Genomic DNA, 22142 nt, shown 5'->3' with positions numbered 1-22142 from the left:
GTGCGGGCAAGGTCGCAGCGCAGTGCGATTGCCTGATATTGACGGGGTGTGCTGAATGCAAAAAAAGGCCCGTCAGTCTGACTGCGCGGGCCTTTTGCGTTTGTGCAGGTTTTACATCGAGAGGATCAAGCGCCCGGCAAACAGGATCAGAATTACCCCCATTGTCCGTTCAAACCAGTGGCCCATACGCATGAACAGCACTCGCACCCGGGCACTGGAAAAGAACAGCGCGACAATGACAAACCACAGCGCGTTCACAAAGCACATCCAGACCCCATACAGCGCCTGGATTTTCAGAGGCGTCGTGGCGCTGATGATGGTGGTGAAAATCGCCAGGAAAAACAGCGTCGCCTTGGGGTTGGTTGCGTTGGTCAGAAACCCGGTGATAAATGCCTTCGACAGCGTTTGTTCGGCGACGGGCTCGTCCGAGCCTTTATCGCCCTCAAGCGCGGACTTGGGTTTGCTGCGCAACAGGCTGACACCGAGGTACAAAATGTAGGCGCCGCCCGCGACCTTGGCCACGGTCAACAACCAAGGCGTCGTATGCATCAGCGCGCCGACCCCGAGCAGGGTGTACAGCACGTGCACGGAAATCCCTGCGCCGATACCCAGCGCCGTGCAGATGCCCACCAACCGGCCGAAACGCACGCTCTGACGAATGGTCACGGCGAAATCCGGCCCGGGTGCGACCACGGCCAGAAAGTGAATAGTCGCCAGCGCCAGAAATTCGCCCAGGTAATTTGAAAACATCTCAACTCCAGAAGGTAAGGGGTGAAGCATTGCCGCGGTAACCGACAAAGAACGAAAGGCTCAGTCGCGGATCCGCCACGCCCGGAGTCACCGAGTGCATGCGGCGCGAATTGAACATGATGAAATCGCCCGGCTCAGGGCGAATCTCCAGGGTCGGAGGGCCTAGCAGGGCGGGGTCGATGCCGTAACTGTCGCCACGCATATCGTCGAACTGATCCGGCGAAATATCGTCGTCCCACACCTGCAGCGCACCGCCCTCGGTCGGCATGTTCAGGTAAACGTTGCAGGCGAACTGCGCTTCCAGGCTTCTGGCCTGATAACTGTCCGGAGCGTCCTTGGCGAAAATGTCGTGGTGGGCGAGGAAGCACACCCCCGGTTTCACCACCCGCGACAGCCCGACGTACATCTTGCGGCCGTAGAGGTTTTCCAGGTGTGCACCTGCCGGCCAGGATTCATCGAGCATGCAGCGCAGGGTGTCGACCGGGGACGAATAGGGAGCGCAACGGTTACGCAACTCCGCAATGTTGCGCGTGGCGCGTTCGAAGTAGTCCTCGATCAGCAGCGGCTGGTTTTCCGCTTCATAAAACGCCATGCCGATGCGGCCGATGCTCGGCGCATTGATATAGCCTTCGAAGCCCGGGGCGAGGATCTTGTCGCCAATCTGAATCGCCAGCGGCGGGGGCAACAAGCCCTTGACGCGGATGGCGAGGACTTCTTCATTGACCAGTTTTTTTATGCACGTCTCATCGAGACGCTCGACGTCAAGCATCATGTCTTAGGTCCATCTATCAGATAGTCAACAGAACCCGCGAACACAGGTTCCCCCGGCGTCAGGCGATGACAGTGCCGGCATCGCCCAAATGCTCAATCCACGTTGTAGTGGACTGACAGCGTTCCCTTCTTCAATGAAAGGGACGCGATCGTGACTGTGCCCAACTCCTTCAGGCTCCGTACATGGGTGCCGCCGCAGCCGTAGGCGGGCAGTTCACCGAAACCGATTTCCCGGGCGCCTTCGCGCAACGATGTCAGGCGTGGAAAATCCTGGGTCACCCACTGTTCGAGGCCGAGTTGAATGGTTTGGGCATCGATGTCCTGTGCGCACTCCAGCGCCTTGAACTGCACGCGGCCTTCGCCCGGCCAGTGATGCGCCTTGATCGGCATCCAGCCCTTGGCCTGGACGAAGTGGCCGATCAGATGCCCGGCTGAATGCATACGTGTATTGAACTGACGACGCTCCCCGTCCACCTGAATCAGGGTCATGCCGGGTGTTACCGGTTGGTCGACGAAATGCATGATCCGGTCGGGATCCTGGATGACGCGCAGTACCTGGCTATCGCCGATCCAGCCCGTATCAAAGGGCTGTCCGCCACCCTGGGGGTGAAACAGCGTGGCGCGCAGAACCACCGCATATTCGTTCTCGTAGGGCGTGCAATCCAGGACTTCCACATTAGCCTTGAGGTCATCACTATGGAAAAAGAGGCGAAGCGTCATATTCCATGCCCTTATTAAAGTTTCTATTTTTATTATATGAAGCGTGGAATTGCGTGATAATCCGTTCAATCATCAAAGGACTGTTGCGCTGTGAGCATAAATCTTCCACTACCGCTGCTCGGCGAAATGGCGATTTTCGTCAAGGTGGTCGAAACCGGCAGCTTTTCTGAAGCGGCCCGTCAACTGGGCGCTTCTCCTTCGGCGGTCAGTCGTAGCATTTCACGTCTGGAGAAGGCGTTGGCCACGCGTCTGCTGCAACGAACCACGCGTAAATTACGGCTGAGCGACGGGGGCGAAGAGGTGTTCAAGCGCTGCCAGGAAATGGTCAGCGCCGCCAAATCGGTGATGGAAATCAGCGGGCAGTTCACCCAAGAAGCCGAAGGGTTGGTGCGAGTCAGTGTGCCCAAGGCCGTGGGGCGATTCGTGATTCACCCGCATATGCCGGAGTTTCTGCGGCGTTATCCCAAAGTCGATGTGGAGTTGTTGCTTGAGGATCGGCAGGTGGATCTGATCGACGACCATGTAGATCTCGCCATCCGGATTACCGATCGACCACCCGCCGGTTTGGTTGGAAGGCAATTGCTGACCATCGACCATTTGCTCTGCGCCACGCCGCAATACCTGGCTGAACACGGTACACCGACACATCCCCACGATTTGCTTAACCACAGTTGCATCTATCTGGGTGAAACCCCGAGTGATGCGCGCTGGAAATTCAAGAAAGGCACCAAAGCGGTCACTGTCGGCGTGCGTGGTCGGTATGCCGCCAATCACACCGGTGTGCGATTGGGCGCGGTGTTGCAGCACATTGGCATTGGCAGCCTGCCGTATTTCACGGCGCGTTATGCGCTGGAGCAGGGGTTGATCGTGCAGGTGTTGCCGGACTGGACGTTTCTGGCGTCGTACCACGGCGGCGCCTGGTTGCTGCATTCGCCGACGCGTTATCTGCCGCCGAAATTGCGGGTGTTTATCGATTATCTGGTGGAGTGCCTGGAGAAGGAGCCGACCTTGAGCAAGCCGGGGAAGATTGCGGCTGAGTATGAGTTGCCTGAGAGTGATGGGTTGCTTTGACTGGCCCTTTCGCGAGCAGGCTCACTCCCACATTTGACCGCGTTCCAATGTGGGAGTGAGCCTGCTCGCGATAGCGGTTGTCCAGACAATGCATCACGCAGCCAATAAAAAGGCCCGCATGTTCAACCATGCGGGCCTTTTTCATTACTGAGCCGGGATCAGTGCTTGCTGTCTTGATTCGACATCGCCAGCAGTTGTTTTTCCTGGTTCCAGTCAAACGGTTCGTCGTTCTGTTCAGCTTCGAAGCGACGTTCTTCCAGCGCCTGATACAGATCGATTTCATCATCGGGCATGTAATGCAGGCAGTCACCGGCGAAGTACCACAGCAGGTCGCGCGGGACCAGGTGGGCAATTTGCGGGTAGCGGGTGATCACCTGGCAGAGAATGTCCTGGCCCAGGTATTGGCTTTCGATCGGATCGACCGGCAGCAACGCACGCAGTTCGTCGAAGCGCTCCAGGAACAAGGCATGGCTTTCTTCGGGAACCTGTTCGGCCTCACCCACGGCGACCAGGATGCTGCGCAAGTGGTCAAGCAAGACGAGATGGTCGGCAACGACGTTGGACACGAGATAAGTCCTCAAGAGCAAAACGGGCGCGGGAGTATAAAGCGCCCGCGCCCATTTTGCATTGGCCTACAAGCGTGGCTGGATCAGCGGACCTTTCCTTGCGCCAGTGCCAACTCTTCTTTATCGAAATCATCGACATCAATCACCTTGCGCCGCGCCGCTTCGGCGGCACGCAGGGTCTGCGCTTCCCCTGCCTGCAATACGCCGGCCTCCAGCGCTGCATCGATGATGTTCTCCCCGGCTGCCGGCTCGAGCTGGCCACTTCTGAGCGCCATGTGCAGTTTTTTCTGCAGGGGTTGCGCTGCATTGAGCAAATTGCAGGCGTGTTGCAAAGCCCCGACGGCGTCATCGGCCGATTGCGGTCGATAGCAACCGCCCAGCAACTCTTCGAGCGTCGGGTCGCCCTTGGCGCGGCCAATCACGGCGGCCACTTCGGCGCCAAGTGCGTCCGATGGCCCTTTGTGTCGACGGCCGAACGGGAACACGATCATCCGCAACAGGCAGCCCAGCACCTTGTTCGGGAAATTGGTCAGCAGTTCATCCAGCGCGCGTTCCGACTGGCCAAGACTTTCCTCCATGGCCCAGGTAAACAGCGGCGTCATGTGCTCCGGTGAATCGAGGTCGTGATAGCGCTTGAGGGCGGCAGAGGCGAGGTACAGGTTGCTGAGCACATCCCCCAGGCGTGCCGACAGGCGTTCGCGACGTTTCAGTTCACCGCCCAGCAGCATCATGCTCAGGTCCGCCAGCAAGGCGAACGCCGCGGCCTGACGGTTGAGCGCCCGGAAGTAACCCTGGCTGAGCTTGTTGCCCGGTGTGTGTTCGAAGTGCCCTAAACCCAGGTTCAACACCAGTGTGCTGGCGGCGTTGCTCACGGCAAAACCGATGTGCTTGAGCAGCAGACCATCGAACTCGGTGAGCGCCTGGTCCTTGTCTTCGCGGCCAGCGAGGGCCATTTCCTTGAGCACGAACGGATGACAACGAATCGCCCCCTGGCCGAAGATCATCAGATTGCGCGAGAGAATGTTCGCGCCTTCCACGGTGATGAAAATCGGCGCGCCATTCCAGCCGCGGCCAAGGTAGTTGTTCGGCCCCATGATGATGGCTTTACCGCCGTGAACATCCATCGCATGGCTGATGCACTCGCGGCCGCGTTCGGTGAGGTGGTACTTGAGAATCGCCGACAGCACCGACGGTTTCTCGCCCAGATCCACTGCGTTGGCGGTCAACATGCGCGCCGCGTCCATCATCCAGGCGTTGCCTCCGATGCGCGCCATGGCTTCCTGAATCCCTTCGAACGCCGACAGTGGCACGTTGAATTGTTCGCGAACCTGAGCGTACTGACCGGTCACCAGACTGGTGAATTTGGCCGCGCCGGTGCCGACGGCTGGCAACGAAATCGACCGCCCGACCGACAGGCAATTCATCAGCATCATCCAGCCTTTGCCGAGCATTTCCTGACCGCCGATGAGGAAGTCGAGCGGCACGAACACGTCCTTGCCGGAGTTCGGGCCGTTCATGAACGCGGCACCCAGAGGCAAGTGGCGACGACCGATTTCCACGCCAGCGGTGTTCGTTGGGATCAGGGCCAGGCTGATGCCCAGGTCTTCTTCGTCACCCAGCAAATGGTCCGGGTCATAGGCCTTGAAGGCAAGGCCGAGCAGGGTCGCCACCGGGCCGAGGGTGATGTAACGCTTTTCCCAGTTCAGGCGCAGGCCGAGGGTTTCCTTGCCTTCCCATTCACCTTTGCAGATCACCCCGGTGTCGGGCATTGCCCCAGCGTCGGAACCGGCCAGCGGGCCGGTCAACGCGAAGCAGGGAATGTCGTCGCCGCGCGCCAGGCGTGGCAGGTAATGGTTGCGTTGTTCGTCGGTGCCGTAATGCAGCAACAGTTCGGCGGGGCCGAGGGAGTTGGGGACCATCACGGTGGAAGCAAGGTCGCCGCTGCGGGTCGCCAGCTTCATGGCGACCTGTGAATGCGCATAGGCAGAGAAGCCTTTGCCGCCAAATTCTTTGGGGATGATTAGCGCGAAGAAGCCGTTCTCCTTGATGTGCGTCCAGGCCTCGGCGGGCAGGTCCATGTCTTGCCCGATTTGCCAGTCGGTGACCATGGCGCAGAGCTCTTCGGTCGGGCCGTCGATGAAGGCCTGTTCCTCTTCGCTCAGTTGGGCTTTTGGGTAGGAAAGTAGCTTGTCCCAGTCGGGGCGACCGCTGAACAGTTCGCCGTCCCACCACACGGTGCCGGCATCAATGGCGTCGCGTTCGGTTTGCGACATCGGCGGCAGGGTTTTCTGGAACCAGTTGAACAGCGGCGCGCTGAAGAACTTGCGACGCAGATCGGGCAGCAACAATGGTGCCGCAACGGCTGCGATCAACACCCAGTACAACAGCAGCAGCCAACCGGGCGCGCGGCTGAAAGCCCCCATTGCCACCACGTAAACGGCAACGATGCAGAGAGCGGGCAGGGGAGCGATGCGACGATGGGCTAACCAGGCTATCCCGACAACCAGAACCAGTATCCACAACAGCAGCATATTTAATCCTCCGTGAACCAGGGTAAAACCAACCTTCAGAGCTTAGACGGCATCCGCCAAAGAGGGTGGTCAGAGCGATGTGATTGAAATCGTGGGAAACCTTGGGTGAGATTTGCAGGCTCGGTTGGCAACATGCTCGGGAAATGGTTCGTTTCCTACGCGGCAATGCGCTCATGTTTGGCCGAAACGTCGTTATCTCTGTGCTGAACCTGTCGTTAGACTCGGGGCTTCCCCAGGAGATTATTCTCATGCACGAGTACTTGAGTCCCGGCCGCTTCATCGATAGTGACCATCCCTCGGTGGTGGAGTTCGCCGAACAACATCGCGGCAGCCGTCGAGACCCGGTCGAACAGGCGATCCACCTGTATTACGCGGTGCGCGAGGCCGTGCGCTACAACCCCTACACGTTCAGCCGCGACCCGCAGACCCTGCGCGGCAGTTATGCGCTGGCAACCGGGGAAAGCTATTGCGTGCCCAAAGCCACTTTGCTGGCTGGTGCCGCGCGACATTGCGGGATCCCGGCGCGGATCGGTCTGGCCGACGTGCGCAATCACCTGTCGACCCCGCGTTTGCTCGAATTGCTCAAGAGCGATGTGTTCGCGATGCATGGTTATACGGAGTTGTATCTGAATGGCCGTTGGGTGAAGGCAACCCCGGCGTTCAACCAAAAACTCTGTGAACTGTTCAATGTCGCGCCGCTGGAATTCGACGGGATCAATGACAGTGTCTTTCATCCCTACAATCGCGATGGCGCGCAGTTGATGGAGTACCTGGTCGATCACGGCCAGTTCACCGATGTACCGGAAGCATTCTTTTTCGAGCACCTGGAAAAGTGCTATCCGCACCTGTTCAGCGAGCAACAGCCCGTGCTGCTAGGGGATATGCAGAGCGATTTGAGTCGCGCCTGATCCGGCGTATGCTGCCTGCCCACTTGTCGAAAAAGAGGCGGTCATGCTGAAGATCTGGGGTCGGAAAAACTCGTCTAATGTCAGAAAACCGTTGTGGGCCGCCGAAGAACTGGGGCTGGCCTACGAGGCCATCGACGCGGGCGGCGCCTTTGGTGTCGTCGATACGCCGCAGTATCGGGCGATGAACCCCAATGGCCGCGTGCCGGTGATCGAAGACGACGGTTTTGTGTTGTGGGAATCCAATGCCATCGTGCGTTACCTGATGGCCCTTCATGCCAACGGCAGCACTTGGTATCCGGCGGATATAAAAGCTCGCGCCACGGCCGACAAGTGGATGGACTGGACGACCTCAAGTTTCGCCGGCCCATTGCGCACCGTATTTTGGGGCGTGTTGCGCACCCCGGCAGACAAGCAGGATTGGTCGGCTATCAACGCCGCTATCAAGGAGTGCGAAGATCTGCTGTCACTGGCCGATCAGGCACTGGCCGCCCAACCGTACCTGTCCGGCGACGAAATCGGCATGGGCGACATCCCGCTCGGTAGTTTTATTTATGCCTGGTTCGAGATGCCGATCGAGCGCGTATCACAGCCGCACCTTGAAGCCTGGTACGCCCGGTTGAAACAGCGTCCGGCGTATCAAAAAGCCGTTATGACTGCGTTGACTTAATACTCACTATCGACACACTTGACTGTACTTGTGTGGCGGCGACAAGCACCATTGCGCTCACGCGCCGCGGTTGTACCTGTCGCCGCCGGCCGTCTTTTATTCCTTTCTTCCTTCTTGGTGCGTAATCCGATATGAGTTCCGCTCTGTCCATCCGGCAGCTAACCAAAACCTACGGCAACGGTTTCCAGGCCCTGAGTGGTATCGATCTGGATGTCGCCGAAGGTGACTTCTTCGCCTTGCTGGGCCCTAACGGCGCCGGCAAATCCACGACCATCGGCATTCTGTCGACCCTGGTGAACAAGACCAGCGGAACGGTGAATATCTTCGGTCACGACCTCGACAAAAATCCTGCGCAACTCAAGCGCTCCATCGGCGTGGTACCCCAGGAATTCAACTTCAACCAGTTCGAAAAGACCTTCGATATCGTCGTGACCCAGGCCGGTTACTACGGCATTCCGGCGAAAATCGCCAAGGAACGCGCCGAGCAATACCTGACCCAACTGGGGCTGTGGGACAAGCGCGATACACCGTCACGCTCGCTGTCCGGTGGTATGAAGCGTCGACTGATGATCGCTCGTGCGCTGGTTCATGAACCGCGCCTGCTGATCCTCGATGAACCGACGGCAGGTGTGGACATCGAACTGCGTCGCTCGATGTGGACCTTCCTCACCGAGCTGAACCAGAAAGGCATCACCATCATCCTCACCACGCACTATCTGGAAGAGGCTGAGCAGTTGTGTCGCAACATCGGCATCATCGACCACGGCACCATCGTCGAGAACACCAGCATGAAACAGTTGCTCAGCCAACTGCATGTGGAAACCTTCCTGCTCGATGTAAAAAACACGTTGACCAGTGCGCCGCAGTTGCTCGGCTACCCGACCAGGCTGATCGACAGCCACACCGTGGAAGTCCAGGTCGACAAAGCCATGGGCATCACCGCGCTGTTCACTCAGTTGGCGCAGCAAAACATTGAAGTACTGAGCTTGCGTAACAAAACCAATCGCCTCGAGGAGTTGTTCGTGTCTCTGGTGGAGAAAAATTTGTCGAAGGTGGCGGTATGAGTTCGGAGCTGCAACCCAACCTCGTTGCCCTCAATACCATCGTTTACCGTGAGGTCCGGCGTTTTACCCGGATCTGGCCGCAGACGCTGCTGCCGCCGGCCATCACCATGGTTCTGTACTTCGTGATCTTCGGCAATCTGATCGGTCGCCAGATCGGTGATATGGGTGGCTTCACTTACATGGAGTACATCGTGCCGGGGCTGATCATGATGTCGGTGATCACCAACTCCTACGGTAACGTGGTGTCGAGTTTCTTCGGCAGCAAGTTCCAGCGTTCCATCGAGGAATTGATGGTGTCGCCGGTCTCGCCGCATACGATTCTGATCGGCTACACCTTGGGCGGCGTGCTGCGCGGGCTGATGGTCGGGATCATTGTGACGTTGCTGTCGCTGTTCTTTACAGATTTGCAGGTGCATCACCTGGGCGTGACCATTCTGGTGGTGGTGTTGACGGCGACGATCTTCTCGCTGCTGGGCTTCATCAACGCTGTGTTTGCCCGCAATTTCGATGACATCTCGATCATCCCGACGTTCGTGCTGACACCGCTGACCTACCTGGGCGGGGTGTTTTACTCGATTTCCCTGTTGCCGCCGTTCTGGCAGACCGTGTCCCTGGCGAACCCGGTGCTGCACATGGTGAACGCTTTCCGTTACGGCATCCTCGGCGTTTCGGACATCAAGATCAGCATCGCGATTACCTTTATGCTGGTGGCGACCATCGTGTTGTACATCGGTTGCGCACGGTTGCTGGTCAGTGGTCGCGGGATGCGTACCTGATCAGGACCGCGGCGCGCCCTTCGCGAGCAGGCTCGCTCTCACATGGGATCTGTTGTGAACACAAAATCTGTGTTCAGCACCAAACCCTGTGGGAGCGAGCCTGCTCGCGATGGCGTCAGCACAATCACCGCAATAAAAACGGCCTCCAAAAATGGAGGCCGTTTTGTATTCCTACATTCTGCTTTTCTTGCGCCGCTTCCACTGCCGCGCCACCCACCAGCGCCAATACATCATGGTCAGGAAATAGGCGAGGGCACCCAGCACCACTCCGGTGACGATCGAGCCCAGCAAAAACGGCTGCCATAACGTAGACAACTCGCCGCTGACCCATTCCCAGGACAATGAGTCCGGCAACTGGCGGGTGGGCACATCCAACAGCCAGGCACCGGTCTGGTACGTGCAGAAAAACACGGCTGGCATGGTGATCGGGTTGGTCAGCCAGACCAGACTCACCGCAATCGGCATATTGCCCCGCACCAGGATGGAAAGCACGGCGGCCAACAGCATTTGCATCGGGATCGGCAAAAACGCCGCGAACAGGCCGACTGCCATCGCCCGGGCCACAGAGTGGCGGTTGAGATGCCAGAGGTTGGGGTCATGCAGCAAGCTGCCGAGAAAGCGTAAGGATTTGTGTTCCTTGATGCTGGTCGGGTCTGGCATGTAGCGTTTGAACAAGCGCCGGGGCATAAGGCTTCTCGGTCGGTTAAGGCGGCAAGTATGTCTGGATTCTGCGAACCACCCATTCAGACTTTGTGACAATTATTAACGGCGTCTGTGCAACTAGCCGGCTAAGCCTAGGTGGGAACTCTCCAGGATGAGTGTATGCGCACAGGGATGTTGGCGCTGGCGTTGGGTCTGTTGACCCTGCGTTTTTTGCCGGTTTTACCGCCGGTCGGGTTATGGATGTTACTGCCGCCAGTGGGTTTGATGTTGTTGCCGTTTCGGACGTATCCGTTGGCGTTTTTCCTGTTCGGCTTCAGCTGGGCGTGTGCGAATGCACAGTGGGCGCTGGATGATCGCCTGCCACTGAAGCTGGATGGCGAAACCCGCTGGATAGAAGGACTGGTGACGGGGTTGCCGCAGAATGCCGACGGCGTGGTGCGATTCGAACTGACGGACAGCCAATCACGCCGAACGAAGCTGCCCGCGAAACTTCGGCTGGCCTGGTACGACGGGCCGTCCATCAACAGTGGCGAGCGCTGGCGACTGGCGGTCAAATTGAAGCGACCCTCCGGGCTGCTCAATCCGCATGCCTTCGATTACGACGCCTGGTTGCTGGCGCAACACATCGGCGCGACCGGCACGGTCAAGGCGGGTGAGCGACTCAACGAAGCCCGAGGGGCTTGGCGCGACGGCATCCGCCAGCGTTTACAAGCAGTCGATGCCCAGGGCCGAACCGCAGCGTTGACGGCGCTGGTACTCGGAGATGGCGCCGGGCTGAGTCGTGAGGAGTGGCAAGTGCTGCAAGACACTGGCACCGTGCATCTGCTGGTGATTTCCGGGCAGCACATCGGATTGTTGGCGGGGTTGGTCTATCTGCTGATCGCCGGGCTGGCACGTTTTGGCCTGTGGCCAGGACGTTTGCCCTGGCTGCCCTGGGCATGCGGGCTGGCGTTCCTGGCAGCGCTGGCTTACGGGCTGTTGGCCGGCTTCGATGTTCCGGTGCAACGCGCTTGCGTGATGATCGGTCTGGTGCTGTTGTGGCGGCTGCGCTTTCGTCACCTCGGGGCCTGGTGGCCGCTGCTACTGGCTCTGAATGGCGTTTTGCTGCTGGATCCGTTGGCCAGTCTGCAACCGGGATTCTGGTTGTCCTTCGCCGCCGTGGCAGTGTTGATCTTCACCTTTGGCGGGCGATTGGGGCCTTGGCGATGGTGGCAAACCTGGACCCGGGCTCAATGGCTGATCGCAATCGGGCTGTGCCCGTTGTTGCTGGTGCTCGGCTTGCCGATCAGCCTCAGCGGCCCGGTGGCCAACTTGCTGGCGGTGCCCTGGATCAGTCTGGTGGTGTTGCCACCTGCCTTGCTCGGGACATTGTTGTTGCCTGTGCCTTATGCGGGCGAAGGGTTGCTGTGGCTGGCAGGCGGTTTGATTGACGGGCTGTTCAAGGCGCTGACTTTGATGGCCGGGCAATTGCCCGCATGGGTGCCGGTGGCGGTGCCGTTGTGGTGTTGGGGACTTGGTACTTTGGGGGCCTTTCTACTCTTGCTGCCGCGCGGTGTGCCGTTGCGCCCATTGGGGTGGCCGTTGTTGCTGTTGCTGGTTTTTCCGCCTCGGCCGTTGTTGCCTGAAGGCATGGCCGATGTCTGGCAACTGGACGTCGGCCAAGGGCTGGCTATCTTCGTGCGTACCCGCCATCACACGCTGTTGTATGACGCCGGACCGCGTTTCGGCGACCTCGACCTCGGTGAGCGGGTGGTGCTGCCGTCATTGCGCAAACTCGGGGTAAAGGCGCTCGACCTGATGCTGATCAGCCACGCCGATGCCGATCACGCCGGCGGTGCGCGAGCAGTGGTCAATGGCTTGCCTGTCAAGCGGGTACTCAGTGGCGATCCCGAGGGTTTACCTGTCGAACTGCAAGCCCAAGGGTGTGAAAGTGGCCGGCAATGGAACTGGGACGGTGTGAATTTCCAACTGTGGCAATGGACGTCCGCCCATGACAGCAATCAGAAGTCCTGCGTCTTGCAAATAGAGGCCAGCGGCGAGCGTCTGTTGCTGACCGGCGATATCGACATCGCTGCCGAACGGGCCTTGCTTGAGAGTCCTCTGGCGGTGGCCACTGATTGGTTGCAGTCACCGCATCACGGCAGCCGCAGTTCCTCGTCGATGGCCCTGTTGAGTGTGCTGCAACCCAAGGCAGTGTTGATTTCCCGTGGGCAGGGCAATTCTTTTGGCCATCCGCACCCCACGGTCGTGGCGCGCTATCAGAAACGTGGCATGGCGATTTACGACAGCGCCGAGCACGGAGCCATTCGTCTGCAACTGGGGCATTTCAAGCCACCGTGGACAATGCGTCTGGATCGGCGTTTCTGGCGCGCTCCGCCATCTATCAATAAATAGCCGGGAGTTATTAAAGCCCGACCGGAAGCGACATCACGGTCTTCGGTGCGCTCACCCCCTATGTTAGAGTGGCGCACTTTTTCGAGGGGACTGTCACTGTGTGGGAATTGGTCAAATCCGGCGGTTGGATGATGCTGCCGATCATTCTGAGTTCCATCGCGGCCATGGCGATTGTCGCCGAGCGTCTCTGGACCCTGCGAGCCAGCCGTGTGACCCCGGAGCATCTGCTCGGGCAGGTCTGGGTGTGGATCAAGGACAAGCAACTCAATAAAGAAAAACTCAAGGAACTGCGCGCCAACTCACCGTTGGGCGAGATCCTGGCCGCAGGCCTTGCCAACTCCAAGCATGGTCGCGAGATCATGAAAGAGTGCATTGAAGAAGCCGCCGCGCGGGTGATTCACGAGCTTGAACGTTACATCAACGCGCTGGGCACCATTGCCGCCATGGCCCCGTTGCTCGGGTTGCTCGGCACGGTGCTGGGCATGATTGATATCTTCAGTTCGTTCATGGGCACGGGCATGACCACCAACGCCGCGGTGTTGGCCGGCGGTATTTCCAAAGCCCTGATCACCACGGCTTCGGGCCTGATCGTCGGTATCCCGGCGGTCTTCTTCCACCGGTTCCTGCAACGGCGCATCGATGAGCTGGTGGTGGGGATGGAGCAGGAAGCGATCAAACTGGTCGAGGTAGTGCAGGGTGACCGTGACGTGGACCTGTCCGAGGGCAAAAAAGCGTGAAATTCCGCCGCAAGCAACGGGAGAACGTGGACATCAATCTTGTGTCGCTGATCGACGTGGTGTTTGTCCTGCTGCTGTTTTTCGTTGTCACGACCACCTTTACCCGTGAAACCCAGTTGCGCGTCGAACTGCCGGAAGCGATCAGCGGCTCGCCGGCTGAAGATCAACAGGTCAAGCAACTGGACATCGGTATCAACGCCGAAGGCGTGTTCTCGGTGAACAATCAGGTGTTGCCCAAGAGCGACCTGACAACCGTGATGGAAGCGCTGCAAAAAGAATCCAACGGCGACACCAACCTGCCGCTGTCCATCAGCGCTGACGGCAAGACCCAGCATCAATCCGTCATCACCGCCATGGACGCCGCCGGGAAACTCGGTTTCAGCCACCTGCGCATGACCACCGTCGAGGCAGCGGCGCCCGCGCCCTGATGGCCATGTCTGATCGCCTGCTCGCCGCGTGGTACGAAGGTCATCCGGCCCTGAAACTGTTGCAGCCACTGGAGTGGTTGTATCGGCGGGTGGTCATGAACAAGCGCAAGCGGTTTCTGGCGGGTGAGGGCGATATCTATCAGCCGCCCGTGCCGCTGATCGTGGTCGGCAATATCACGGTAGGTGGCACCGGCAAGACGCCGCTGATTCTGTGGATGATCCAGCATTGCCAGCGCAGCGGTTTGCGGGTGGGCGTGGTGAGTCGCGGTTACGGCGCCAAACCGCCGCAACTGCCGTGGCGTGTTGAAGCGGATCAAAGCGCGGATATGGCGGGCGACGAACCGTTGTTGATCGTCCAGCGTACCGGCGTGCCGTTAATGATCGACCCGGAACGCAGCAGCGCGGTCAAGGCACTGCTGGCGAGCGAGCCGCTGGACCTGATTCTTTCTGACGACGGCATGCAGCATTACCGCATGGCACGCGATCTGGAACTGGTACTGATCGATGCCGCCCGAGGCTTGGGCAACCAGCGTTGCCTGCCTGCCGGACCATTGCGCGAGCCGGTCGAGCGCCTGCAAAGCGTTGACGCGGTGCTCTACAACGGCGCTGCGGATGATCGCGATGGCGGATTTGCCTTCCAGCTGCAACCCACCGCCTTGATCAATGTGCAAAGCGGTGAACGGCGTCCCCTCGACCACTTCCCCGCAGGCCAGGCGCTGCACGCCGTGGCCGGGATCGGTAATCCGCAGCGTTTCTTCACAACCCTCGAAACGCTACACTGGCAGCCAGTCCCGCATGCGTTTGCCGACCACGCCGAATACAGCGTGCAAGCCTTGAATTTCACACCGTCATTGCCGTTGGTGATGACTGAAAAAGACGCGGTGAAGTGCCGTGCTTTCGCTGCCGCCGATTGGTGGTACCTGGCGGTCGATGCTGTGCCATCGCCGGCCTTCGTGGCCTGGTTCGATACGCAGCTGATGCGCCTGTTGCCGGATCGTCTTTTGCCTTAACTCCGTTTTTACCCAGGGAATGCTCATGGACACCAAATTGCTCGACATCCTCGCTTGCCCGGTCTGCAAAGGCCCACTCAAGCTCAGCGCCGACAAGACCGAGCTGATCAGCAAGGGCGCTGGCCTCGCGTACCCGATCCGCGACGGCATCCCGGTGATGCTCGAAACCGAAGCGCGCACCTTGACCACCGACGAGCGTCTGGATAAATGACCACAGCCTTTACCGTTGTAATTCCATCGCGTTACGCCTCCACCCGTTTGCCGGGCAAACCGCTGCTGTTGATCGCCGGCAAGCCGATGATCCAGCATGTCTGGGAACAGGCCAGCAAAAGCAGCGCACAGCGAGTGGTCGTTGCCACTGACGATGCGCGCATTGCCGAAGCATGCAACGGGTTCGGCGCTGAAGTCGTGATGACTCGCGAAGACCACAATTCCGGCACCGACCGCCTTGCCGAAGTGGCAGCGAAACTCGGCTTGGCGCCCGACGCCATTGTGGTCAACGTCCAGGGTGACGAACCGCTGATCCCGCCGAGTGTGATTGATCAGGTCGCGGCCAACCTCGCAGCCCACACCGAAGCGCGCATGGCCACCCTGGCCGAGCCGATCGAAGACGTGGAAACCCTGTTCAACCCTAACGTGGTCAAGGTCGTCAGCGACCTCAATGGCATGGCGCTGACCTTCAGTCGCGCGCCGTTGCCGTGGGCCCGGGATGCGTTCGCCAAAAGCCGCGAGCAATTGCCCGAAGGCGTGCCGTATCGCCGCCATATCGGCATTTATGCCTACCGCGCCGGTTTCCTGCATGACTTCGTCAGCTGGGGCCCGTGCTGGCTGGAAGACACCGAATCCCTGGAACAACTGCGTGCCCTGTGGCATGGCGTGCGGATTCACGTCGCCGACGCGCTCATCGCGCCGCCTGCTGGTGTGGATACCATTGAAGACCTTGAGCGCGTTCGTCGCCTGCTGGAGGCCTGATGCGCGTTTTGTTCGTGTGCCTGGGCAACATCTGCCGTTCTCCAACGGCCGAAGGCGTGCTGCGGCGCAAACTGCGCGAAGCGGGGCTGGCCGATCAGATTGAAGTTGCCTCCGCCGGCACCGGTGACTGGCACGTTGGCAAGGCACCGGACAAACGCAGCCAGGCCGCGGCCAAATTGCGCGGTTACGACCTGTCCGCCCAGCGCGCCCAGCAAGTCACCCGTGCCGATTTCGCCACCTACGACCTGATCCTGGCAATGGACAACAGCAACCTGCGCCACCTCAAGGCCTTGCAACCGGCCAAGGGTAAAGCCGAGCTGGACTTGTTCCTGCGTCGCTACCAGTCGGAACTCGATGAAGTGCCGGACCCGTACTACGACGGCGACCAGGGCTTCGAACAGGTGCTGGACCTGATCGAGCGCGCCAGTGATTTGCTGGTGATCGAATTGAAGGGACGGTTATGAGTTTGCAGGTTCAATCGCAGGTTTCACTCAAACCGTTCAACAGCTTTGGTGTCGACGTTCAGGCTCGCCTGTTCGCCGAGGCCCACAGCGATGCCGACGTGCGTGAAGCCTTGGCTTACGCATCGGCACATGATGTGTCACTGCTGGTGATTGGTGGCGGCAGCAACTTGCTGCTGACCGCCGATATTCAATCGCTGGTGCTGCGCATGGCCACACGCGGGATTCGCATCCTCAGTGATGACGGCAGCAAAGTCGTGATTGAAGCCGAGGCCGGCGAGCCTTGGCATCCGTTCGTCCAGCACACCTTGGCGCAGGGCCTTTCGGGCCTGGAAAACCTCAGCCTGATCCCTGGCACCGTCGGAGCGGCGCCAATGCAGAACATCGGCGCGTACGGGGTCGAGATCAAGGACGTGTTCGCCGGCCTGACCGCGCTGGATCGCCGGACCGGTGAACTGCGCGATTTCACCCTGCAAGAATGCAACTTCGCTTACCGCGACAGCCTGTTCAAGCAAGAGCCGGGGCGCTGGTTGATCCTGCGCGTTCGTTTCACCCTCGATCGTGCTGCGCACCTGCATCTGGAATACGGCCCGGTGCGTCAGCGCCTGACCGAGCAAGGCATCGAGCAACCGACGGCCACGGATGTCAGCCAGGCGATTTGCAGCATCCGTAATGAAAAGCTCCCGGACCCCGCCGTGCTGGGCAACGCCGGTAGCTTCTTCAAGAACCCGTTGGTGCCCGCGGCGCTGGTCGCGCAGTTGAAGGGTGAATACCCTGATCTGGTGGCTTATGCGCAACCCGACGGGCGAATGAAGCTGGCGGCAGGCTGGTTGATCGAACGGGCAGGGTGGAAAGGTTTCCGTGACGCCGACGCCGGCGTGCATAAGTTACAGGCGCTGGTGCTGGTCAACTACGGCAGCGCGACCGGCCTGCAATTGCTCAATCTGGCGCAGCGTATCCAGAAAGACATTTCGGAACGTTTCCATGTCGACCTGGAAATGGAGCCCAATCAGTATTGAAGCTAAGCTTTCAAGTCTGAACTCAAAGCCCTGTACACCTTCAACTGTGCAGGGCTTTTTTGTTAATGCTGGGTTAACTTAGCCACCTAACGATGCAAGCATTTGCTCCACTAAAGGCCCGGTGCAGATATTCCCGTTGCATAAGAGAGCCTCATTAGCCTGAGTCGATCTGCGTGTAACCAATCAAGATCCCACGGCAGATTGCTCGACCCCATAACTCAAGAACTATGCGGGCGTGCCCATGATTACCCTGAAGCTCAACGGTCAAGACCATCCACTCGACGTCACCGAGGACATGCCGCTGCTGTGGGCAATTCGCGACGTGGCCGGTTACAGCGGCACCAAATTCGGCTGCGGCATGGGCCTGTGTGGCGCTTGCACGATTCACATCGACGGATCGCCCGCGCGCAGTTGCATCACGCCGATTGGCTCGGTGGTCGGGCAGAACATCACCACCATTGAGAACTTGCACGCCGACCCGATCGGGCAGGTGGTCCAGCAAGCCTGGCTCGATACCGCCGTCGCGCAATGCGGTTTCTGCCAGGGCGGGCAGATCATGTCAGCGACAGCGCTGCTCAAAACCAATCCGAACCCCACCGACGCGCAAATTGAAGAAGCGATGGTCGGCAACATTTGCCGTTGCGGGACTTACAACCGCATCAAAATCGCCATCCGTCAGGCTTCGTCTCACTTGAAGGAGGCCAAGGCATGAGCCAGTTATCGAATGATTTTGCCCTGAGCAATCTCAGCAACCTGAGTCGACGCGGTTTCCTCAAAGGTGTCGGCGCTACCAGTGCATTGGTGCTGGCGGCCAGTTGGGGCTGGCAGGACGCTTTCGCCGAAGAGACATCGAAGAAGTTCGGCGCCGACGGCATGCCCCACGGCGCGATTGATGATCCTAAGGTGTACGTCAGCATCGCCACCGATGGCACGGTGACCGTGGTTTGCAACCGCTCGGAAATGGGCCAGGGCGTGCGCACCAGCCTGACAATGGTGGTGGCCGATGAACTGGACGCCGACTGGGCGAGGGTGAAAGTGCAACAGGCGCCGGGCGACGAAGTGCGTTTCGGCAACCAGGACACCGACGGCTCGCGCAGCATGCGTCACTGGTACGAGCCAATGCGCCGTTGCGGCGCCGCCGCTCGAACCATGCTGGAACAGGCCGCCGCCGAGCAGTGGAAAGTGCCGGTTGGTGAGTGCCATGCGCAACTGCATAAAGTCATCCATACACCGACCGGTCGTGAGTTGGGTTACGGCGAGCTGGCCGTGGCGGCCGGTGCGCTGGCGGTGCCCGCTCGCGACAGCGTACGGCTCAAGGATCCGTCGCAGTTTCGCTACATCGGCAAGGAAGGCACCAAAGCCATTGATGGCGCCGACATCGTCAACGGCCGCGCCATTTACGGGGCCGACGTGCATTTCGACGGCATGCTCTACGCCACCATTGCGCGTCCGGCGGTATACGGCGGCAAGGTCAAAACCTTCGATGCCAGCGCTGCGATGAAAGTCCCCGGCGTGATTAAGGTGTTGCAGATCGGCGCCAGTCCGGTGCCGTCCGAATTTCAACCCTTGGGTGGCGTGGCCGTGGTGGCCAAGAACACCTGGGCGGCAATCAAGGGCCGCGAGGCGCTGAAGATCGAGTGGGATGACGGCCCGAACGCCAGTTATGACTCGATTGCCTATCGCAAGGAACTGGAAGCCGCGTCCCTCAAACCCGGCAAAGTGGTGCGCAATACCGGCAACATCGAGGAGGCCATGGACAGCGCCGACACTATCCTCGAAGCGTCCTACTACCTGCCGCACCTGGCGCAGGCGCCAATGGAACCTATGGTCGCCATTGCCCGCTTCAAGGACGGTGTCTGCGAAGCCTGGGGGCCGAGTCAGGCGCCGCAAGTCACCCGCACACGGATTGGCGAGCGCCTCGGCATCCCGTTCGATAACGTCACGTTCAATGTCACCTTGCTCGGCGGCGGCTTCGGTCGAAAATCCAAGCCTGACTTCATTATTGAAGCGGCGATCCTCGCTAAAGAGTTCCCTGGCAAGGCGGTGCGGGTGCAATGGACCCGTGAAGACGACATCCACTGTTCCTACTTCCACACCGTGTCGGCGGAGTATCTGAAAGCTGGCCTGAACAAGGACGGCCTGCCTTCCGCCTGGCTGCACCGCACCGTGGCGCCGAGCATCACTGCGCTGTTTGCACCAGGCATGAACCATGAAGCGGCGTTTGAGCTGGGCATGGGGTTCACCAACATGGCCTACGCGATTCCCAACGTGCGCCTGGAAAACCCGGAGGCGACGGCTCATACCCGCGTCGGCTGGTATCGCTCGGTGTCGAACATCCCGCACGGCTTTGCGATTCAAAGTTTTGTCGATGAACTGGCGCACAAGGCCGGGCAGGATCCGCTCAAGTACCAGATCAAATTGCTCGGCCCGGACCGTCAGATCGATCCGCGCACCTTGAGTGACGAGTGGAACTACGGCGAATCCCCCGAGCGTTATCCGATCGATACTGCACGGCTGCGCACGGTACTGGAAACCGCCGCCAAGGCCGCCGGTTGGGGGCGCGAGCTGCCGAAGGGCCGAGGCTTGGGGCTGGCGGTGCAATACAGCTTCGTCACCTATGTGGCGGCGGTGATCGAAGTCGAAGTCAAAGACGACGGCACTCTGATCGTGCACAAGGCTGACATCGCCGTGGATTGCGGGCCGCAGATCAACCCCGAGCGCATCCGCTCGCAGTTCGAGGGCGCCTGCGTTATGGGGCTGGGCAATGCAGTGTTGGGGGAAATCAGCTTCAAGGATGGCAAGGTCCAGCAGGACAACTTCCACATGTACGAAGTGGCGCGCATGTCGCTGGCGCCCAAGGAAGTCGCTGTTCATCTGGTCACCCCGCCAGGCGTTGTGCCATTGGGCGGTGTCGGCGAGCCTGGCGTGCCGCCGATTGCGCCGGCGCTGTGCAACGCGATCTTCGCCGCCACCGGTAAACGTATCCGCAGCCTGCCGGTTCGCTATCAACTGCAAGGTTGGCAGAAGGCACAAGCCTGATGGACAGCGTCGATCTGAATGTCCTGCGCAGCGTGCTCGAATGGCGCCGCGCCGGTCAGCGGGTGGTGTTGTACAGCGTGGTCCAGACCTGGGGCACCGCGCCTCGGGCACCTGGCGCCATGCTGGCCTTGCGTGAAGATGGCGTGGTGATCGGCTCGGTGTCGGGCGGTTGTGTCGAGGATGATTTGATTGCCCGGCTGCACGACGGGCGTATCCCGGCTGACGGGCCGCCCGTGCAGTTGATCACCTATGGCGTCACTCGCGAGGAGGCCGCGCGGTTTGGTTTGCCCTGTGGCGGTACGTTGCGCCTGACCGAGGAGCAGGTTGGCGATCCGCGTTGGGTCGCCGAGTTGCTGACGCGCTGTGAGGCGCATGAAATTGTCGCTCGTGCGCTTGATATTGCGACGGGTGAAGTGGTGTTGCAGTCAGCGGACAAGGCCGATGTGCTGAGTTTCGACGGCAACACGCTGCGCGCGATTTATGGTCCGCGTTGGCGCCTGTTACTGATCGGCGCGGGGCAATTGTCCCGTTACGTCGCGGAGATGGCCCGGCTGCTGGACTTCGAAGTATTGATCTGCGATCCACGCCCCGAGTTCGTTTACGGTTGGGAAGAGCAGCACGGTCGCTTTGTCTCGGGCATGCCTGATGAGGCTGTGCTGACCATTCAGGCCGACGAGCGCACGGCCATCGTCGCCCTGACTCACGATCCTCGTCTGGATGACATGGCGCTGCTCACGGCCCTGGACTCCAAGGCTTTTTATGTTGGCGCGCTGGGTTCGCGGGTCAACAGCCTGAAGCGCCGGGCAAACCTTGCAGAGCTAGGCTTGTCGCCACAGGCGATCGAGCGTCTGCATGGCCCGATCGGGTTGCACATTGGCAGCCATAGTCCGGCGGAAATCGCCTTGTCACTGATGGCCGAAATTGTCGCGATCAAGAACGGCGTCGAACTGAAGCAAAAGAAACCGTTTCAGGAGGTGGTATGAGTGAACCCATCGGCGTCATTGTGCTGGCGGCGGGGCAGGGCAGTCGTTTTCGTCAGGTGGCGGGGGCTGACAAGGACAAGCTGTTGGCGGATTGCACGGGGCGCGACGGCACTGTGCGTTCGGTGATCGAGCAGGTGTTGGTGAACGTGCCGACTTCGCTGGATAAACGCGTGCTGGTGACCACAGAGGATCGTCCGCAGGTAATTCGCATGGCTCAGGCCTACGATTTCGAGGTTGTATTGATCGAAACGACGGGCATGGGTGACAGCATTGCAGCTGGCGTGGCGGCATGTCCGCAGCTCGATGGCTGGTTGATTGTGCTGGGGGATATGCCGTTTATCCTGCCATCGAGTATTGAGCGGGTGGTGGCAGGGATTGCTGAAGACTCCGTCAGTGTGCCGGTGCATGCGGGCGATTACGGGCATCCGGTCGGGTTCGGTCGCAGCTTTGGGCCGGGGTTGACGGGATTGTCCGGTGATCACGGCGCCAAGCCGCTGTTTGCGCAGGGAAGGGTGGTTGAAGTGGCGGTGGATGATCCCGGGGTGTTGTGGGATGTGGATGTGCCTGAGGCGCTGACCTTCAAGCCAGCATAGATCCCCCCTGTGGGAGCGA

At 59.9% G+C, this 22142-nt stretch carries 23 protein-coding genes; 17 read left to right on the top strand and 6 right to left on the bottom strand.

Annotated features, from left to right (window positions below; translation table 11 throughout):
• Window positions 1–111: 111 nt before the first annotated feature.
• The 3 genes from AC1DWM_RS15790 to AC1DWM_RS15780 form a co-directional block, all read right to left on the bottom strand.
• Entirely contained in the window at window positions 112–750 is a 639-nt protein-coding gene (locus AC1DWM_RS15790; RefSeq protein WP_223516872.1) for a LysE family translocator, read from the bottom strand.
• A 1-nt stretch (window position 751) separates the two neighbouring features.
• Window positions 752–1522 (bottom strand): 2OG-Fe(II) oxygenase, encoded by a 771-nt coding sequence (locus AC1DWM_RS15785; protein ID WP_223516873.1) that lies wholly within the window; start codon window positions 1520–1522, stop codon window positions 752–754.
• A gap of 92 nt (window positions 1523–1614) precedes the next feature.
• Window positions 1615–2241, bottom strand: coding sequence for an alanyl-tRNA editing protein (locus AC1DWM_RS15780; RefSeq protein ID WP_477795588.1), 627 nt, complete (start codon window positions 2239–2241; stop codon window positions 1615–1617).
• Between the two features lie 90 nt (window positions 2242–2331).
• Between AC1DWM_RS15780 and AC1DWM_RS15775 the strand changes: the two genes are divergently transcribed.
• Window positions 2332–3312, top strand: a complete 981-nt coding sequence (locus AC1DWM_RS15775) for a LysR family transcriptional regulator (RefSeq protein ID WP_477795587.1) — start codon at window positions 2332–2334, stop codon at window positions 3310–3312.
• Window positions 3313–3470: 158 nt separating this feature from the next.
• Here the strand turns inward: AC1DWM_RS15775 and AC1DWM_RS15770 are convergent, their stop codons facing one another.
• Both AC1DWM_RS15770 and AC1DWM_RS15765 read right to left on the bottom strand, forming a co-directional pair.
• Window positions 3471–3878, bottom strand: a complete 408-nt coding sequence (locus AC1DWM_RS15770; RefSeq protein WP_007905217.1) for a PA2817 family protein — start codon at window positions 3876–3878, stop codon at window positions 3471–3473.
• Window positions 3879–3961: 83 nt separating this feature from the next.
• On the bottom strand, window positions 3962–6409 hold the full coding sequence (locus tag AC1DWM_RS15765) for an acyl-CoA dehydrogenase (protein ID WP_223516878.1): 2448 nt from the start codon (window positions 6407–6409) through the stop codon (window positions 3962–3964).
• Between the two features lie 248 nt (window positions 6410–6657).
• On the opposite strand from AC1DWM_RS15765, the gene AC1DWM_RS15760 reads away from it, so the two are divergent.
• From AC1DWM_RS15760 to AC1DWM_RS15745, 4 genes are all read left to right on the top strand, one after another.
• Complete coding sequence (locus AC1DWM_RS15760) at window positions 6658–7317, top strand: transglutaminase-like domain-containing protein (RefSeq protein ID WP_477795586.1); 660 nt, start codon at window positions 6658–6660, stop codon at window positions 7315–7317.
• 43 nt (window positions 7318–7360) lie between these two features.
• A complete protein-coding gene (locus AC1DWM_RS15755; protein WP_477795585.1) occupies window positions 7361–7984 on the top strand; it encodes a glutathione S-transferase family protein in 624 nt (207 codons plus the stop codon).
• Between the two features lie 131 nt (window positions 7985–8115).
• Complete coding sequence (locus tag AC1DWM_RS15750; RefSeq protein WP_223516884.1) at window positions 8116–9048, top strand: ABC transporter ATP-binding protein; 933 nt, start codon at window positions 8116–8118, stop codon at window positions 9046–9048.
• The gene (locus AC1DWM_RS15745) at window positions 9045–9824 is read left to right on the top strand and encodes an ABC transporter permease (protein ID WP_223516886.1); all 780 of its coding nucleotides are present in this window, start codon (window positions 9045–9047) and stop codon (window positions 9822–9824) included. Before AC1DWM_RS15750 ends, AC1DWM_RS15745 begins: the two co-directional genes overlap by 4 nt.
• A gap of 171 nt (window positions 9825–9995) precedes the next feature.
• Here AC1DWM_RS15745 and AC1DWM_RS15740 read toward each other — a convergent pair whose 3' ends face one another.
• Window positions 9996–10511, bottom strand: coding sequence for a DUF2062 domain-containing protein (locus AC1DWM_RS15740; RefSeq protein ID WP_223516887.1), 516 nt, complete (start codon window positions 10509–10511; stop codon window positions 9996–9998).
• Window positions 10512–10646: 135 nt separating this feature from the next.
• Between AC1DWM_RS15740 and AC1DWM_RS15735 the strand changes: the two genes are divergently transcribed.
• The 12 genes from AC1DWM_RS15735 to AC1DWM_RS15680 all read left to right on the top strand — a co-directional run bounded on the left by AC1DWM_RS15735 (window position 10647) and on the right by AC1DWM_RS15680 (window position 22123).
• Window positions 10647–12881: a DNA internalization-related competence protein ComEC/Rec2 gene (locus tag AC1DWM_RS15735; RefSeq protein ID WP_477795584.1), complete on the top strand. Its 2235-nt coding sequence runs from the start codon at window positions 10647–10649 to the stop codon at window positions 12879–12881.
• A gap of 98 nt (window positions 12882–12979) precedes the next feature.
• A complete protein-coding gene (locus AC1DWM_RS15730; RefSeq protein WP_223516891.1) occupies window positions 12980–13618 on the top strand; it encodes a MotA/TolQ/ExbB proton channel family protein in 639 nt (212 codons plus the stop codon).
• Complete coding sequence (locus AC1DWM_RS15725; protein WP_223516893.1) at window positions 13615–14046, top strand: ExbD/TolR family protein; 432 nt, start codon at window positions 13615–13617, stop codon at window positions 14044–14046. Before AC1DWM_RS15730 ends, AC1DWM_RS15725 begins: the two co-directional genes overlap by 4 nt.
• Window positions 14046–15056 carry a tetraacyldisaccharide 4'-kinase gene (lpxK, locus tag AC1DWM_RS15720; protein WP_223516895.1) on the top strand — a complete coding sequence of 337 codons (1011 nt, stop codon included), beginning with the start codon at window positions 14046–14048 and terminating at the stop codon, window positions 15054–15056. Before AC1DWM_RS15725 ends, lpxK begins: the two co-directional genes overlap by 1 nt.
• 25 nt (window positions 15057–15081) lie before the next feature.
• Entirely contained in the window at window positions 15082–15267 is a 186-nt protein-coding gene (locus tag AC1DWM_RS15715) for a Trm112 family protein (protein ID WP_007945752.1), read from the top strand.
• Complete coding sequence (gene kdsB / locus AC1DWM_RS15710) at window positions 15264–16028, top strand: 3-deoxy-manno-octulosonate cytidylyltransferase (RefSeq protein ID WP_223516897.1); 765 nt, start codon at window positions 15264–15266, stop codon at window positions 16026–16028. The genes AC1DWM_RS15715 and kdsB overlap by 4 nt, the downstream gene beginning before the upstream one ends.
• Complete coding sequence (locus AC1DWM_RS15705; protein ID WP_223516899.1) at window positions 16028–16492, top strand: low molecular weight protein-tyrosine-phosphatase; 465 nt, start codon at window positions 16028–16030, stop codon at window positions 16490–16492. The genes kdsB and AC1DWM_RS15705 overlap by 1 nt, the downstream gene beginning before the upstream one ends.
• Entirely contained in the window at window positions 16489–17508 is a 1020-nt protein-coding gene (murB, locus tag AC1DWM_RS15700; protein WP_223516901.1) for a UDP-N-acetylmuramate dehydrogenase, read from the top strand. The genes AC1DWM_RS15705 and murB overlap by 4 nt, the downstream gene beginning before the upstream one ends.
• A 241-nt stretch (window positions 17509–17749) precedes the next feature.
• Window positions 17750–18220 carry a (2Fe-2S)-binding protein gene (locus AC1DWM_RS15695; RefSeq protein WP_477795583.1) on the top strand — a complete coding sequence of 157 codons (471 nt, stop codon included), beginning with the start codon at window positions 17750–17752 and terminating at the stop codon, window positions 18218–18220.
• The gene (locus AC1DWM_RS15690) at window positions 18217–20547 is read left to right on the top strand and encodes a xanthine dehydrogenase family protein molybdopterin-binding subunit (protein ID WP_477795582.1); all 2331 of its coding nucleotides are present in this window, start codon (window positions 18217–18219) and stop codon (window positions 20545–20547) included. The genes AC1DWM_RS15695 and AC1DWM_RS15690 overlap by 4 nt, the downstream gene beginning before the upstream one ends.
• Complete coding sequence (locus tag AC1DWM_RS15685; protein ID WP_223516906.1) at window positions 20547–21530, top strand: XdhC family protein; 984 nt, start codon at window positions 20547–20549, stop codon at window positions 21528–21530. The genes AC1DWM_RS15690 and AC1DWM_RS15685 overlap by 1 nt, the downstream gene beginning before the upstream one ends.
• A complete protein-coding gene (locus tag AC1DWM_RS15680; protein ID WP_223516908.1) occupies window positions 21527–22123 on the top strand; it encodes a nucleotidyltransferase family protein in 597 nt (198 codons plus the stop codon). The genes AC1DWM_RS15685 and AC1DWM_RS15680 overlap by 4 nt, the downstream gene beginning before the upstream one ends.
• Window positions 22124–22142 lie beyond the last annotated feature (19 nt).

This window comes from Pseudomonas sp. P4_C8 (genome assembly GCF_056401975.1).
The sequence above is the reverse complement of the archived record's forward strand: the minus strand, read 5'-3'. Positions and strand labels throughout refer to the sequence as shown.